The organism is Kribbella sp. NPDC002412 (assembly GCF_053592935.1).
In genome coordinates this window covers 31,513-43,574 of sequence record NZ_JBSFBL010000011.1, presented here as the reverse complement: position 1 = coordinate 43,574, position 12,062 = coordinate 31,513, and the positions used below count along the sequence as shown (strand labels likewise).

Sequence of the window (12,062 nt, the reverse complement as noted above, 5' to 3'; positions counted from 1 at the left end):
TCCTCATCCAGGGAGATACCTGTGGAACTGCTGCGCCTCGGCGCGGTCGGCGAGGAGCGCCCGTACGTGCGCGCCGCCGACGGCACCGTTCACGACCTGAGCCCGCTCACCGCCGACATCGACGGGGCCTTCCTCGCCTCGGACGGCATCGCCCGCGCCCGAGCCGCGCTGGCCGCCGGTGAGCTGCCGGTGGCCGATGTCGAGGGCCTGCGGATCGGCGCCCCGGTCGCGCGCCCGCCGGCAGTGGTCTGCATCGGCCAGAACTACGCCGCCCACGCGGCCGAGTCCGGCGCCGAGCCGCCGAAGCAGCCGATCGTCTTCTTCAAGCACCCGAACACCGTCGTCGGGCCGTACGACGAGGTGCTCGTGCCCCGCGGCGCGACCAAGACCGACTGGGAGGTCGAGCTCGCCGTCGTCATCGGCAAGGAGGCCCGGTACGTCGAGACCGACGAGGACGCGCTGGCCTGCGTCGCCGGGTACGCGGTCTCCAACGACGTGTCCGAGCGCGCCTTCCAGATCGAGCAGTCCGGCGGCCAGTGGTCGAAGGGCAAGTGCTGCGAGACCTTCAACCCGCTCGGCCCGGCGCTGATCCCGGCCGACGAGGTCGACGACGTCCAGAACCTCGACCTGAAGTCCTTCGTGAACGGCGAGCCCCGGCAGGCCTCGAACACCCGGGACATGATCTTCACCGTGGCCGCGCTGATCCGCGACCTGTCGCAGTACATGACCCTGAGCCCCGGCGACATCGTCAACACCGGCACCCCGGAGGGCGTCGCGCTGTCCGGCCGGTTCCCGTACCTGGCCCCCGGCGACACGATGGAGCTCGAGATCCAGGGCCTCGGCAAGCAGAAGCAGACCCTCGGCAAGGCCTGATCGAAACTGTCCCCGGCCGGCCTTAGGGTCGGCCGGGTGGACTTTCTCGACGACATCCGGACTTCGTACGACACCGTCGCGCAGTCGTACGCCGAGATCGTGCAGGACGGGCCGGCCGACGAGCCGGAGTACCTCGACCTGTTCGCGAAGCTGGCGTCTGGTCCGGTCCTCGATGCGGGTTGTGGGCCGGGAAGGCTCGCCGGCCTCCTGCACGAACGCGACCTGCCGGTGATCGGTGTCGACCTGTCCCCCGGCATGATCGAAATCGCCCGGCGCGACCATCCGGGCCCGGACTACCGCGTCGGCTCGATGACCGCCCTGGAGCTCCCGGACGGCTCGGTCAGCGGCGTGATCTCCTGGTGGTCGATCATCCACCTGCCCCGCGAGGTGGTCCCGGACGCGTTCGCGGAGTTCCACCGGGTGCTCGCTCCGGGCGGCGTCCTCCTGCTCGGCTTCCACGTCGGCACCGAAAGCAACCACAAGACGTCCGGGTACGGCGGCCATCCCATGAACATCCACGTGCATCGGTGGACGGCCGACGCCCTCACCGACCTCGCGGTCGCCGCCGGCTTCACGCCGTACCGGGATCCTGTCATCGCCCCCGACCGCGTGTTCTTCCGGAAGTGAGACCCATGACCTCGCGCGTGCGCACCGTGACCTTCGACACCCACGACCCGTACGAACTGGCCGGCTTCTGGCTGAAGGTTCTGAAAGCTCCCCGCCCCGACGACGACCAGCCCGGCGACCCGTACGCCGCCGTCGTGACGGACTCGATGACGCTGCTGTTCGAGCAGAACGACGACGAGAAGGTGGTCAAGAACCGAGTCCACCTGTGCCTCGAACCGGACGGCCCTCGCGACGAGGAGGTCGAGTGGCTGCTCACCCTGGGCGCCACCGTCGCCCACGACCGCCGCGAACCCGACGGCACGGGCTGGGTCGTCATGCACGACCCGGAAGGCAACGAGTTCTGCGTCCTCCGAAGCGCCGCCGAACGAGCCGCGACGAGCTGAGAGGATCCATCCCACGCGTGCTACGCAGCCGCTCCTGCGTCGCGGGCGGGAGCCCGCAAGAATCGGGTGGGTGGGAGCGCGCGTAGCGGCCGCGACGGAGGAGCGGGTGCGTAGGAGGCGTGGGTAGGACCTGCGTGGGACAGACCTACAGGTCGTCGACGTAAGGGGTTTGGCCCGTGAACGTGATGCGCCAGTCGGTGTTGTGGGCTTCTACGGTCAGGTCGTAGCCCTCGCGCCGCGCCAGGACGCGGTACTTGCCGTCGTCAACCGGCTCGTCCTCGACCTTCCAGCCGCGGGCCTCCAGCGTCTCGGCCGCGAAGCTGATCAGGGCCTCGGGGTCCGGGGACGTCGGGTCGCCGGTTTCGACCGTGATCGTGCACACCGACTCCGGTCCGCGGTCGTCGGAGAGCGCGCCTGGGCTCACCGGACCGACGTCCTGGGTCACCGTGGGTGTCTGGGCCGGTACGACGGTCGCCGCGACCGCGAGCAGTTCCGAGCGGAGGAAGTTGCGGGCCTCGGTGAGCGTCATATGGGTCCTTTCGGGTGACACCCACCGTCATACACCTTGCCCGGCAACTCCCGCGACGCCAAAGCGCGATTCGCCTGCGGGTTGACCGTCAGCTGAGCGCGAGCGACCAGGATCCGTTGTGGAGGGAGAGGGTGACTGTCGCCAGCGGGCGGACGTCGACATGGCGCAGGGACTCCGCGGGCGCGTCGAGGACGTAGAGGACGATCGCCCGGACCACCGCGGGGTGGACGACGGCCACGACAGTGCGGCGATCGTCCTGCTGACCGACGTCGCCGAGCCAGTCCGCGACCCGGGTCAGTACGTCGTTCTCGGTCTCGCCACCCGGCGTCGCGGTGTGCGGGCGCTCGAGCCAGGCGGCGACCCGCTCCGGCTCGGCGGCCAGCAGGTCCTCGAGCTCGCGCCCGGACCATTCGCCGTACTCCCGGTCCCGAAGCGCCGGCTCGACGACCGGGGTCAGGCCGAGGGCTTCGGCGGTGCGTACGGCGGCCAGCTCCGGCCCGGCGTACACCGCGTCGGCCTCGAGCTTGAGCTCGCGGGCGGCTGACAACCCCGCCGGGTCCGGCTCGGCGTCACCACCGAGGACGAGGCCGCGCAGTGCGGGAGTCAGGGCATGCGCGACCAGTGTCAACCCGGTCATGGGGCCTCCCCGAGCGCTGGCGAGGCATTCAAGACAGTCAAGCGGCAACCACCTTCTGTCGGGACAACCGGCGGTCCACCGCGGCGGCGTACCCGAAACCGAGCAGGAGCCACAGGGTCGCCTGCGTACCGAGCGAGGCGAACCGGAACTGCCACAGCAGCGTAGCGGGGAACGACCCCGGAACCTCGTTGATCGCGGGCAGGATCAGGTACGCCGCCACGATCGTGACGAGGAAGGCACCGACCCCACCGGCGAGCCGCGCGAGATCGCCGTACCGCGCGGCCCAGCGGGACGCGGCGACGCCGGCCCACACGGCGAGCAGGCCGATCACCAGCGTCAGCAGGTAGGTGACGGTACGGCGGGTGATCGTCTCGGGGTCGCCGACGGCCGGCGGGTTCGGCGGGTACTTCAGGAACGGCACGAGCACGATCCCGACGAACCCGGCCGCGGCCAGGCCGAGAGCGGCGTACGAGTCGTTGCCGGTCCGCAGCTTGCGCCGGAGCAGGGTGTAGCCGACGGCGAAGATGCCGCCGAGGGCGACGCCGTACAGGGTGGTGGCGACGAACAGGCCGGCCCGCTGGCCGTCCCGGGAGACGAGCGGCTCCTCCTCAGCTTCCTGAGCAGTGCCGTCGCCATGGTCATGGGTGTGCGCGCCGGCGGCCTCCTCGATCGCGATCGCGGCATCGATGTGCGGTTCGCCCATCGTGTACGCGAAAGCTCCGGCCAGCAGGCCGGCGAGGAGTCCGACGATCAGTCCGCGCACCAGGAGCGATCCGAAGGTGCGCATCGGGCTAATGGCAGGGCACGCCGAGCAGGTGCCGGCCGTCGTGCATCAGCTCGTGCAGGTACATGCCCGACTGCGACACGGCGCCCTGGTCGAAGGCGACCAGATAGCCGAGCACAAGCAGCAGGCCGACGCTGAGCAGCGCGACGGCGAGCAGCCGGGGTGAAAGGGCCGGTACGGCGACAGTGCGGGCAGGAGCTGCCATCTGAACCTCCTGGGGAAGTGCGCGTCCCCTTCGAAAGGCTGCTGGTACCCGAGCGTCCTGACTCACGAGCAGTGCTCGCTCACAGTGGCGCGGCCGTGCCGGACTCTCACCGGCTTCCCTCATGGCACCGCAGTTTGTCCCCCGCACCGTAGCGGTGAGGTTGGACAGGGGTCAACGAGTGAGCAACGGAGGTGACTTTCCCCACCGCGCCGGCCTGCGGCCGGCGAAAACAACAAAAGGGTTGAACGGGGGGCACGGTCAACGAGTGGACAAGTGAGGTGACGTTCCCCACGACCGCGCTTAACCTGGGCAGATGCCGTCGGCTCATCATCTGGTCGCGTTCGCGATCACCGCGTTCATCATCATCGTCGTCCCCGGTCCGAGTGTGCTGTTCATCGTCGGCCGGGCGCTGGCGGTCGGGCGGCGGGAGGCGGTGCTGACGATGGTCGGCAACACCGTCGGCGCCGCGGTCCTGCTGATCGCCGTCGCCCTCGGCCTCGGCACCCTGATCGCCGCCAGCACGATCGCCCTGACCGCGGTGAAGCTCGCGGGAGCGGCGTACCTGATCTATCTCGGCGTGCAGGCGTTCCGCAGCCGCAAGTCGCTGGTCGCGGCGATGACGAGCGGCGTGAAGCCGGGCAGCAGCCGTCGGACCATGCGTCAGGGCTTCCTGGTCGGGGTCACCAACGCCAAGACGGCCGTGTTCTTCGCCGCCGCGCTGCCGCAGTTCGTCGACCCGGGCGCGAGCAGCCCGGCGTGGCTCCAGATCCTGATGCTCGGCCTGATCTTCATCGCGATCGCCCTGGTCTCGGACAGCGTCTGGGCGCTGGTCGCCGGCACCGCCCGCGAGTGGTTCGCCCGCTCACCGCGCCGGCTCGAGCTCGTCGGCGGCACCGGCGGCCTGATGATCATCGGCCTCGGCGCCAGCATCGCCGTTACAGGCTCGAAGGAGTAGTACGACGTCCCGCTTGCACGCCGAGGAGGGCGAGCAAGGCGGGGAGCCCGAAGGCGACCAGGTAGGCGGTCGGGGCGGAGTGCGGCTCGAGTACGGCGAAGAGTGAGCCGCCGACGGCCAGGACCGTTGCGGTGGACAACGAGTCGCTGAGCTGCAGGGCCGAGCTGTTGGCGCCCTGCTCGTCGCGCTCGGAGTACTCGAGGACCAGGACCGACAGGGTCGGGAAGACCGTGCCCATACCGAGGCCGGTCAGGCTCCAGCCGAGGATGCCGACGACGACCGGGACCCCGTCGTTCAGGGTCAGCGCCGCGGTGACGATGCCGAGCAGGATCGCGACCATGCCGGCTTGTAGGAAGACCGCGTGCGAGAACGGCTGGTTGGGCCGGCCGCGGTACCAGGAGGCTGCGGTCCAGCTCAGCGCGCTGACGGTCAGCACGAGTCCGGCGACTGCCGGAGACAGGCCGCGCTCCCGGGTCAGCATCAGCGGCAGGAAGACCTCGGCACCGAAGCCCGCGGCCGCGACCAATCCTCTGAGCGCGACGACCGACGGCAGGCCGGACCTGAAGACGAAGGTGCCGCTCGGCAGCAGCTTCGGGGCGAACGCAACGACACCGGCCAGACCGATGGCGAGCAGCACCAACTGCAGTCCGCCGTGCTGCTGGCCGCCGTAGTGCAGCAGCCCCACACCGACTGCAGCCGCGACCGCCCAGAGCGCGCGCTTGTCCCAGAGCCGGCCGGACCGGGCTTCATGGGCGTCCCCGCGGGCCAGACCAGGCCGCATCACAAGCGCCGCCGGGATCGCGATCACCGGTACGGCGAGGAACACGATCCGCCAGTTGGCGTGCTCGACGATCAAGCCGGCGATCGCGGGGCCGACGAGCGACGGCACCACCCAGCCGGTGGCGAAGGCGGCGAAGATGCGCGGCCTCAGCTGGGCCGGGTACAGCTGCCCGACCACGACGTACAGGGCAACCGTCAGCAGGCCGGATCCGAAGCCTTGGATGACGCGACCGACGACCAGCACCTCCATCGTCGGTGCGAGACCGGCGATGAGCAGGCCGGCCAGGAACCAGGCCGTCCCGTGCCAGAGCGGCCGCGTCGGGCCTTTGAGGTCGCTCCAGGTGCCGGAGATGACCATCGCGACCACGCCGGATGCGAGCGGGCCGCCGAAGGCGAGAGCGTAGAGGTAGAGCCCGTCGAGCGCCTGGGCGACGGTCGGCATGGCGGTGGTCACAGCCAGCGACTCGAACGCGACCAGGGTGATGAGCGCGACCATCCCGATGGTCAGCGCCCGGTACTGCGGCGAGAGCACACCACCTGTCGTGGGCGTGGCTTCAGTGCTGGTCGGGTCCGCGGCTGTCGTGGTCATGCCGAGAACCCTCGGACATCAAGTGCACTTCAAGTCAACTACTAGAGCACGGCGGCGAGGACCAGCGCCGCGATCGGCGGGACGGCTTGCGCCGCGGCCGCCCGTAGCATCCGGAGGTCGGAGGCGATCAGGACCAGGCCGGCGCCCGCCATGCACGCGCAGCTGAACAGCGCGATCGCATGCCCCTTGTCACCACCGGCGATCAGCCCGCCGAGCGCGCCGAGGGCCAGAAACAGGTTGTAGAAGCCCTGGTTGAACGCCCACGGCGCCGCGACCGCGGCCTCCGTCTCGTCCTTGACCAGGAACCGCCGATACGTGCTCGGCTTGCGGAACAGCAGGCTCTCCATCGCAAACACCGCCAGATGGAAGACACCCGCCAGTACGACGAACACCTGCGCAACGACGCTCACGAGCGAACCGTACTCTCAGCCGCGCCACTCAACCGCGAAGGCGCGCGCGGGGTTGGTCCGGAAGATCGCCTCCGCAACGTCCTTCCCTAGCTGCCGTTCGATCCGCGGGCGGAGGTGGGTGAGCAGGTACGGCATGCCAGGCCCCTCTCCGGTCGCGGCCCGGGCCCGTGCGGTCGTGGTGTCCCCGCCGAGCAGCAGCCGGTCGCCGTACCCGCTGTCGACGAGTGCGGCGAGGCACTCGATCAGCCACGGGTCGGTCGCGTGGTTAGCCCGCGACGGCCCGTCGAAGGCCAGCCACGCGCCACGCTCGGCCAGCTCCCGGTGCGCCCTGTGGTCAGGCGACCGGTTGAGGTGCCCGAGGATCACGCTCGACGGCGGTACGGCGAGCTCGTCGACCAGCAGATCCAGTACGGCGTCCGCCGCCGAGCCGTGCTCGTGGTGAACCGCGATCGGCGCGCCGGTCGCGTGATACGCCTCGGCCGCGGCCCGCATCACGAACCGCGCATGATGGTCGAGCACCTGGAACCCGCCGGCCACTTTGATCAAACCGGCCCGCACCGAACTGTTGCCGATGCCAACGGTCAGCTCCCTGACGAAGATCTCCACCAGCCGATCACATAAACCGGCGACGAACCCTTCCGGGTAGTGCTCGACCCGATGCAGCCCAGTGGCCGCGACGATCGAAACCCCTGTATTCCTTGAGATCTCCGGCAGCTCGTCCGCGTGCCGCCCCAACCCGTGAGGTGTCCATTGCACGATGGCCTGCCCACCCGCCGCGGCAAAGTCCCGCACCTCGGCCAGCGCCGCGTTCACATCATCCAGCTCCTGCCCGGGCAGCACGACCGAACGGAAGAACAGGTGGTCGTGCGAGTCGCAGACGCCGAGCTCATCGGGTGCGAGGTCGCCCAGCACGGCCCGGACGCCGACGCCCGCCCGGTCACGAGCGGCTCGGTCGGACGTTGTAATGGTTGACACGTTACCAACGTAACGGGCGGGGCGTTACGATGTCCAGGTGGCTGATCGGATGGACTTTCGCTTCGACCTGGGCGCGACCTGGCTGAACCTCCTGGCGACCCGCGGAACGCACTTCGGCGAGCACCCGGTGGAGCGGTTGCCGACGGTCGAGCGGTTCGCGGAGTGGCTCGACCGGGTGGAGTTGCGGCCGGTGCGGAAGGTGACGGCCGAGGATCTGGCGTCGGCGTACGAACTGCGCGAGCTGTTGCGGCCGATCGCGCTGGCAACAGTCGACGGCGTACGCCCCGATGCGACCCAGGTGAAGGCGCTCGAGAGGTTGGTCGGCGACGAGCCGATGCGGGTGAAAGTGACCGGTCGGCTCGTGCGGAGCCGGCCGGCGACGGCAGCCGAGGCGCTCGGGCGGATCGCGCGGCAGGCGATCGATCAGTTGACCGGGCCGGAGCGGGAGTTCCTCTCGGCGTGCCCGGAGCATGACTGCCGGGGCGTGTTCAGCGACCCGTCGGGGCGGCGCCGGTGGTGCCCCAACCCGACCTGCGCCACCCGAGGCCGAGTCCGAGCCCACCGAGCCCGGAAGGCCCAGCCAGCCAACACCTGACCGGGCCTTTCGAACTGCCCCCGAGCGTCAGCGCCAAGCCGGGCCCGGGTCGTGTAGTTGGTTCAGCGGGCGCGGCGGGAGGTGCCGATGCGGGCGCCGGCGGAGAAAGCGGCAGCTCCGGCGGTGCGTGAGCTCGAGCCCGGCGTGGTGGTGCTGTAGGTCTTCGGTGTGCTCGCGGACTTGGAGCGACCACGACCGCGGGACGGGCCGCCCGACTTGGTCCCATCTCCTGGGCGCTGCCCGGCGGACCGCTGGCCCGTCGCCGACTGCGAGCCACGCCGGCGGCGGTTGCCGCGCGCTGAGCCGGAGCCGGTGGAGGCGACGCGCTCTGATGCCTGGAGCTGCGGCTCGACAAAGGTGCGTTCGCCTGGAGCCAACTCGGTGAGGAGCGGGTCGCCGGCCTTGAGCTTGGTGATGGTCGGGGCGATCCCGGCCTTGCGGGTGAGGTCGCGGACATCGCGGACCTGGTCGTCGGTCATCAGCGTCACGACCGTGCCCTCGGCTCCGGCGCGGGCGGTGCGACCCGAACGGTGCAGGTACGCCTTGTGCTCGATCGGCGGATCCGCGTGGATCACCAGCGCGACGTCGTCGACGTGGATACCGCGCGCCGCGATGTCGGTCGCGACCAGCGTCTTCGCCGTACCGTTGCCGAAGGCCTCGAGGTTCCGGGTCCGGGCGCCCTGTGACAGGTTGCCGTGCAGCTCGACGGCCGGGACGCCCTGGGCGATCAGCTTCTTCGTCAGCGCCTTGGCGCCGTACTTGGTCCGGGTGAAGACGAGCGACCGGCCCGGCGCCGCGGTCAGGTCGACAAGCACCGGCAGCCGGGAGTCGGACTGGACGTGCAGCACGTGGTGGGTCATCTTCGCGACCGGCGACTGCGCCGAGTCGACGCTGTGCGTGACCGGGTCGGTCATGAACCGCTGCACGAGTACGTCGACGCCGGCGTCCAGCGTGGCCGAGAACAGCAGCCGCTGGGCGTCCGCCGGGGTCGCCTCGAGGATCCGCCGTACGGCGGGGAGGAAGCCGAGGTCGGCCATGTGGTCGGCCTCGTCGAGCACGGTGATCTCGACCGCGTCGAGCCGCACGTGACCGGCCTGCAGGTGGTCCTCGAGCCGGCCCGGGCAGGCGACGACGATGTCGGCGCCCTTGCGCAGGCCGGTGATCTGCGGGCCGTGGCCGACGCCGCCGAAGATCGTCATCGTGCGCAGGCCGAACGCGTCGGTCAGCGGCGTGATCGACGCCTGGATCTGGGTCGCCAGCTCACGCGTCGGGGCCAGGATCAACGCCCGCGGGTGATGCGGCCGGCGCTTGGAACCACTCGCGGCGAGGCGGGCGATCACCGGCAGCACGAACGCGTACGTCTTGCCGGAGCCGGTCCGCCCGCGACCGAGCACATCCTTGCCGGCCAGCGAGTCCGGCAGCGTCGCCGCCTGGATCGGGAACGGCTTGGACACACCGGCAACGGACAGCGCGGCCACCAACGGACCCGGTACGCCGAGATCGGCGAACGTGAGGTTGTCGGGGACAACCAACTCGGCCACGTCGTCGTACGCGTTGAGGTCTGCGGTGTTGTTGCTGTTGACAACCTTCGGCTGCCGGTCACCGCGGCGGCGCGGCCGGTTGCGGCTCGGCCGCTGCTGACTGCCGTCCGCGGCTGGAGTAGGCGCACCCGCCGTGGTACTGGAAGGTGCGGCGGTCGAAGGCGCACCTGCACCGTCGGGCCGGGCGCCGGAGCGGCGCCGGCGGCGCGGACGGGAGGTGGAAGTGGATTGGTCTTGCGTGGATGTGGACGTGGGGCGGCTGACCGCCATGCAATGCTCCAAAAGATCGGGGGTCGTCCTGCCCGGCGCGGCTCCGGCCGCGGCGCGTGGTAGTCGACTGCTGGCGCAGTGTGTTTGCGCTCACCGGCCCGAGGCAGAACTGGGCGGGCCGTCTCGATCAGTCTACGGCACCGGGGGCCACGCGCACGTGAGTTGTCCACAGGAGGTCCGTCACATAGGTTCAGCGCGTGACTACGGCTGACTCCCGGGTGATCCCGGCCAAGGTCGGGAGCGAACGCGAGCTCCTGCAGGGTTTCCTCGACTTCCACCGCGGCACACTGCTCTGGAAGCTGTCCGGGCTGACCGGCGAGCAACTCGTCCAGCGCACGGTCGAGCCGTCGAGCATGTCGTTGATCGGGCTGGTCCGTCACCTGACCGAGGTCGAGCGCTACTGGTACCAGCGCTGCCTCGCCGGGCAGGAGGTGCAGCACAAGTTCTGGAGCAACGAGTACCCGGACGGCGACTTCGACCTGGTCGACCCCGCACAGGCGGAGGAGGATCTGGCCGGCTACCAGGAGATCGTGAAGATCTCCGACGGCATCGCCGCCGAGTACGAGCTCGACCACACCTTCATCCGGCCGAAGTTCGGGACCGAGTACTCACTCCGCTGGCTCCTCTTCCACATGGTCGAGGAGTACGCCCGGCACAACGGGCACGCGGATCTTCTCCGCGAACGGATCGACGGCTCGACGGGCGAGTAGTCCCCCACACGCACGCGTGGCCCCTCCGCCGTGGCCAGGAGTCGGGGGCTGACCGGGTGTCTGGTGGGCTTGAACAGGAAATAGCCTGTTCAAGCCCACCAGTTCCTCCGCACGCCCCCGGGAAGTGTCAGACCTTGACCGACCGGATCAGGCCGACGATGTCGTTGACCACGCCGCGGACGCCCGGGACGCGGGTCAGTCGGAGGAGGCGGTCGACCAGCGGGACCGAGCGGTCGATCAGGGCCTTGGTGCGGCGGAGGTCGGTGCTGTCGTCGTGGACCCAGAACAGCACGATGCCCATCTGCATCAGCCACAGCAGTTCGGGCAGTTCCGCCTTCAGGTCGGCGGGGAGCTTGAGGTCGGAGCCGTCGACGACCTGGCGGAAGGTCTCGACGCTCGCCTCCCGGGCCGGCCTGGACTGGTCGCTGAACGGCGACAGTGGGCTCTTCGGCTCGGCCGCCGTCTTGAAGAACGTCCCGGCGAACTCGTGGTACGGCGCTGCCACCTCGAGCCAGGTCCGCAGTACGCCGGTCAACCGCGGCACGAACGCCTTCTCCGTGGCCAGGATCGACGCGACCGCCTCCCGGTGCTGGTCCTGCAGGTGGTCGTAGTACGCCTGCATCAGGTGCTCTTTGGAGCTGTAGTAGTAGTACGCGTTGCCGACCGACACGCCCGCCTCGGTGGCGATCGCGCGCATCGTCGTCTTGCCGTACCCCTGCTCGCGGAACAGCCGCAGCGCGGTGGACAGGATCAGCTCCCGGGTCTGCTCACCCTTCGACGTCGCACTTTCCGTCACATCGGTCAGCGTAGTCACCTCCCTCCCCAGGATCCCGAACGCTGGTCCAGCTCCGCAGACCGGCGGCCGCCTGCACCATGGCCCGCGCCACCGGCCGCATCGCCGGACTCGCCAGCCGTACGGCGGTGTGCCTGTGCTCCCACGTCGTCCACAGGCACACGATCCACGCCCGGTCGCCGACGTACACGGAACCGTCGTCGGCGACCACCGTCACCTCCCGCAGCGTGGCCGCGTGGTCCAGGCCGGGGTAGAGCGCCCGCGCGTCCGCCGACCCCGCCGCGACGAACCGCAGGTGCACCACCCCTCCGCGCCCGTTCGGCGCCGGCCGCTGCGCCGCCAGCCACGCTCTGAACCGGCGGCACAGCCCACACTGCTCGTCGTACAGGACGGTCAGCTCGCGCAT

General features: G+C 70.2%; 16 protein-coding genes and 1 riboswitch. Of the genes, 6 read left to right on the top strand and 10 right to left on the bottom strand.

What is annotated here, in order from left to right; translation table 11 throughout:
- Positions 1 to 21: 21 nt before the first annotated feature.
- The 3 genes from ACWCOV_RS11590 to ACWCOV_RS11580 are packed head-to-tail and all read left to right on the top strand — an operon-like array spanning position 22 to position 1,883.
- Complete coding sequence (locus ACWCOV_RS11590) at positions 22 to 873, top strand: fumarylacetoacetate hydrolase family protein (RefSeq protein ID WP_449829183.1); 852 nt, start codon at positions 22 to 24, stop codon at positions 871 to 873.
- A gap of 36 nt (positions 874 to 909) precedes the next feature.
- Positions 910 to 1,500 carry a class I SAM-dependent DNA methyltransferase gene (locus ACWCOV_RS11585; RefSeq protein WP_449829182.1) on the top strand — a complete coding sequence of 197 codons (591 nt, stop codon included), beginning with the start codon at positions 910 to 912 and terminating at the stop codon, positions 1,498 to 1,500.
- Between the two features lie 5 nt (positions 1,501 to 1,505).
- On the top strand, positions 1,506 to 1,883 hold the full coding sequence (locus ACWCOV_RS11580; RefSeq protein ID WP_449829181.1) for a VOC family protein: 378 nt from the start codon (positions 1,506 to 1,508) through the stop codon (positions 1,881 to 1,883).
- 145 nt (positions 1,884 to 2,028) lie between these two features.
- On the opposite strand, the gene ACWCOV_RS11575 is transcribed toward ACWCOV_RS11580, so the two are convergent.
- The 4 genes from ACWCOV_RS11575 to ACWCOV_RS11560 form a co-directional block, all read right to left on the bottom strand.
- Positions 2,029 to 2,412 (bottom strand): hypothetical protein, encoded by a 384-nt coding sequence (locus ACWCOV_RS11575; protein WP_449829180.1) that lies wholly within the window; start codon positions 2,410 to 2,412, stop codon positions 2,029 to 2,031.
- A gap of 88 nt (positions 2,413 to 2,500) precedes the next feature.
- Positions 2,501 to 3,049 (bottom strand): histidine phosphatase family protein, encoded by a 549-nt coding sequence (locus ACWCOV_RS11570; protein ID WP_449829179.1) that lies wholly within the window; start codon positions 3,047 to 3,049, stop codon positions 2,501 to 2,503.
- 37 nt (positions 3,050 to 3,086) lie between these two features.
- A complete protein-coding gene (locus tag ACWCOV_RS11565) occupies positions 3,087 to 3,836 on the bottom strand; it encodes a CbtA family protein (protein ID WP_449829178.1) in 750 nt (249 codons plus the stop codon).
- Positions 3,837 to 3,840: 4 nt separating this feature from the next.
- Complete coding sequence (locus tag ACWCOV_RS11560) at positions 3,841 to 4,038, bottom strand: CbtB domain-containing protein (RefSeq protein WP_449829177.1); 198 nt, start codon at positions 4,036 to 4,038, stop codon at positions 3,841 to 3,843.
- A gap of 49 nt (positions 4,039 to 4,087) precedes the next feature.
- Positions 4,088 to 4,196, bottom strand: a riboswitch (cobalamin riboswitch).
- A gap of 155 nt (positions 4,197 to 4,351) precedes the next feature.
- Here ACWCOV_RS11560 and ACWCOV_RS11555 point away from each other — a divergent pair.
- Positions 4,352 to 4,993, top strand: a complete 642-nt coding sequence (locus ACWCOV_RS11555; protein WP_449829176.1) for a LysE family translocator — start codon at positions 4,352 to 4,354, stop codon at positions 4,991 to 4,993.
- On the opposite strand, the gene ACWCOV_RS11550 is transcribed toward ACWCOV_RS11555, so the two are convergent.
- Genes ACWCOV_RS11550 through ACWCOV_RS11540 form a run of 3 tightly spaced genes read right to left on the bottom strand, consistent with a single transcriptional unit; the run spans position 4,974 to position 7,747 of the window.
- A complete protein-coding gene (locus ACWCOV_RS11550) occupies positions 4,974 to 6,362 on the bottom strand; it encodes an MFS transporter (RefSeq protein WP_449829175.1) in 1,389 nt (462 codons plus the stop codon). The genes ACWCOV_RS11555 and ACWCOV_RS11550 overlap by 20 nt on opposite strands.
- 41 nt (positions 6,363 to 6,403) lie before the next feature.
- Complete coding sequence (locus ACWCOV_RS11545) at positions 6,404 to 6,772, bottom strand: DUF1304 domain-containing protein (protein WP_449829174.1); 369 nt, start codon at positions 6,770 to 6,772, stop codon at positions 6,404 to 6,406.
- Positions 6,773 to 6,787: 15 nt separating this feature from the next.
- Entirely contained in the window at positions 6,788 to 7,747 is a 960-nt protein-coding gene (locus ACWCOV_RS11540; RefSeq protein WP_449829173.1) for a phosphotriesterase family protein, read from the bottom strand.
- Between the two features lie 37 nt (positions 7,748 to 7,784).
- On the opposite strand from ACWCOV_RS11540, the gene ACWCOV_RS11535 reads away from it, so the two are divergent.
- Positions 7,785 to 8,342, top strand: coding sequence for a CGNR zinc finger domain-containing protein (locus ACWCOV_RS11535; protein ID WP_449829172.1), 558 nt, complete (start codon positions 7,785 to 7,787; stop codon positions 8,340 to 8,342).
- A 62-nt stretch (positions 8,343 to 8,404) separates the two neighbouring features.
- Here ACWCOV_RS11535 and ACWCOV_RS11530 read toward each other — a convergent pair whose 3' ends face one another.
- Complete coding sequence (locus ACWCOV_RS11530) at positions 8,405 to 10,153, bottom strand: DEAD/DEAH box helicase (protein ID WP_449829171.1); 1,749 nt, start codon at positions 10,151 to 10,153, stop codon at positions 8,405 to 8,407.
- A gap of 197 nt (positions 10,154 to 10,350) precedes the next feature.
- Between ACWCOV_RS11530 and ACWCOV_RS11525 the strand changes: the two genes are divergently transcribed.
- Positions 10,351 to 10,863, top strand: coding sequence for a DinB family protein (locus tag ACWCOV_RS11525; protein ID WP_449829170.1), 513 nt, complete (start codon positions 10,351 to 10,353; stop codon positions 10,861 to 10,863).
- A gap of 127 nt (positions 10,864 to 10,990) precedes the next feature.
- Here ACWCOV_RS11525 and ACWCOV_RS11520 read toward each other — a convergent pair whose 3' ends face one another.
- Both ACWCOV_RS11520 and ACWCOV_RS11515 read right to left on the bottom strand, forming a co-directional pair.
- Entirely contained in the window at positions 10,991 to 11,659 is a 669-nt protein-coding gene (locus ACWCOV_RS11520) for a TetR family transcriptional regulator (RefSeq protein ID WP_449829169.1), read from the bottom strand.
- Entirely contained in the window at positions 11,631 to 12,062 is a 432-nt protein-coding gene (locus ACWCOV_RS11515) for a thiol-disulfide oxidoreductase DCC family protein (protein WP_449829168.1), read from the bottom strand. Before ACWCOV_RS11515 ends, ACWCOV_RS11520 begins: the two co-directional genes overlap by 29 nt.

Excerpts from the sequence above, each read along its gene's own strand:
- ACWCOV_RS11580 (WP_449829181.1), top strand. The coding sequence starts at position 1,506 with ATGACCTCGCGCGTGCGCACCGTGACCTTCGACACCCACGACCCGTAC.
- ACWCOV_RS11575 (WP_449829180.1), bottom strand. The coding sequence starts at position 2,412 with ATGACGCTCACCGAGGCCCGCAACTTCCTCCGCTCGGAACTGCTCGCG.
- ACWCOV_RS11570 (WP_449829179.1), bottom strand. The coding sequence starts at position 3,049 with ATGACCGGGTTGACACTGGTCGCGCATGCCCTGACTCCCGCACTGCGC.
- ACWCOV_RS11565 (WP_449829178.1), bottom strand. The coding sequence starts at position 3,836 with ATGCGCACCTTCGGATCGCTCCTGGTGCGCGGACTGATCGTCGGACTC.
- ACWCOV_RS11560 (WP_449829177.1), bottom strand. The coding sequence starts at position 4,038 with ATGGCAGCTCCTGCCCGCACTGTCGCCGTACCGGCCCTTTCACCCCGG.
- ACWCOV_RS11555 (WP_449829176.1), top strand. The coding sequence starts at position 4,352 with ATGCCGTCGGCTCATCATCTGGTCGCGTTCGCGATCACCGCGTTCATC.
- ACWCOV_RS11550 (WP_449829175.1), bottom strand. The coding sequence starts at position 6,362 with ATGACCACGACAGCCGCGGACCCGACCAGCACTGAAGCCACGCCCACG.
- ACWCOV_RS11530 (WP_449829171.1), bottom strand. The coding sequence starts at position 10,153 with ATGGCGGTCAGCCGCCCCACGTCCACATCCACGCAAGACCAATCCACT.
- ACWCOV_RS11515 (WP_449829168.1), bottom strand. The coding sequence starts at position 12,062 with ATGCGCGAGCTGACCGTCCTGTACGACGAGCAGTGTGGGCTGTGCCGC.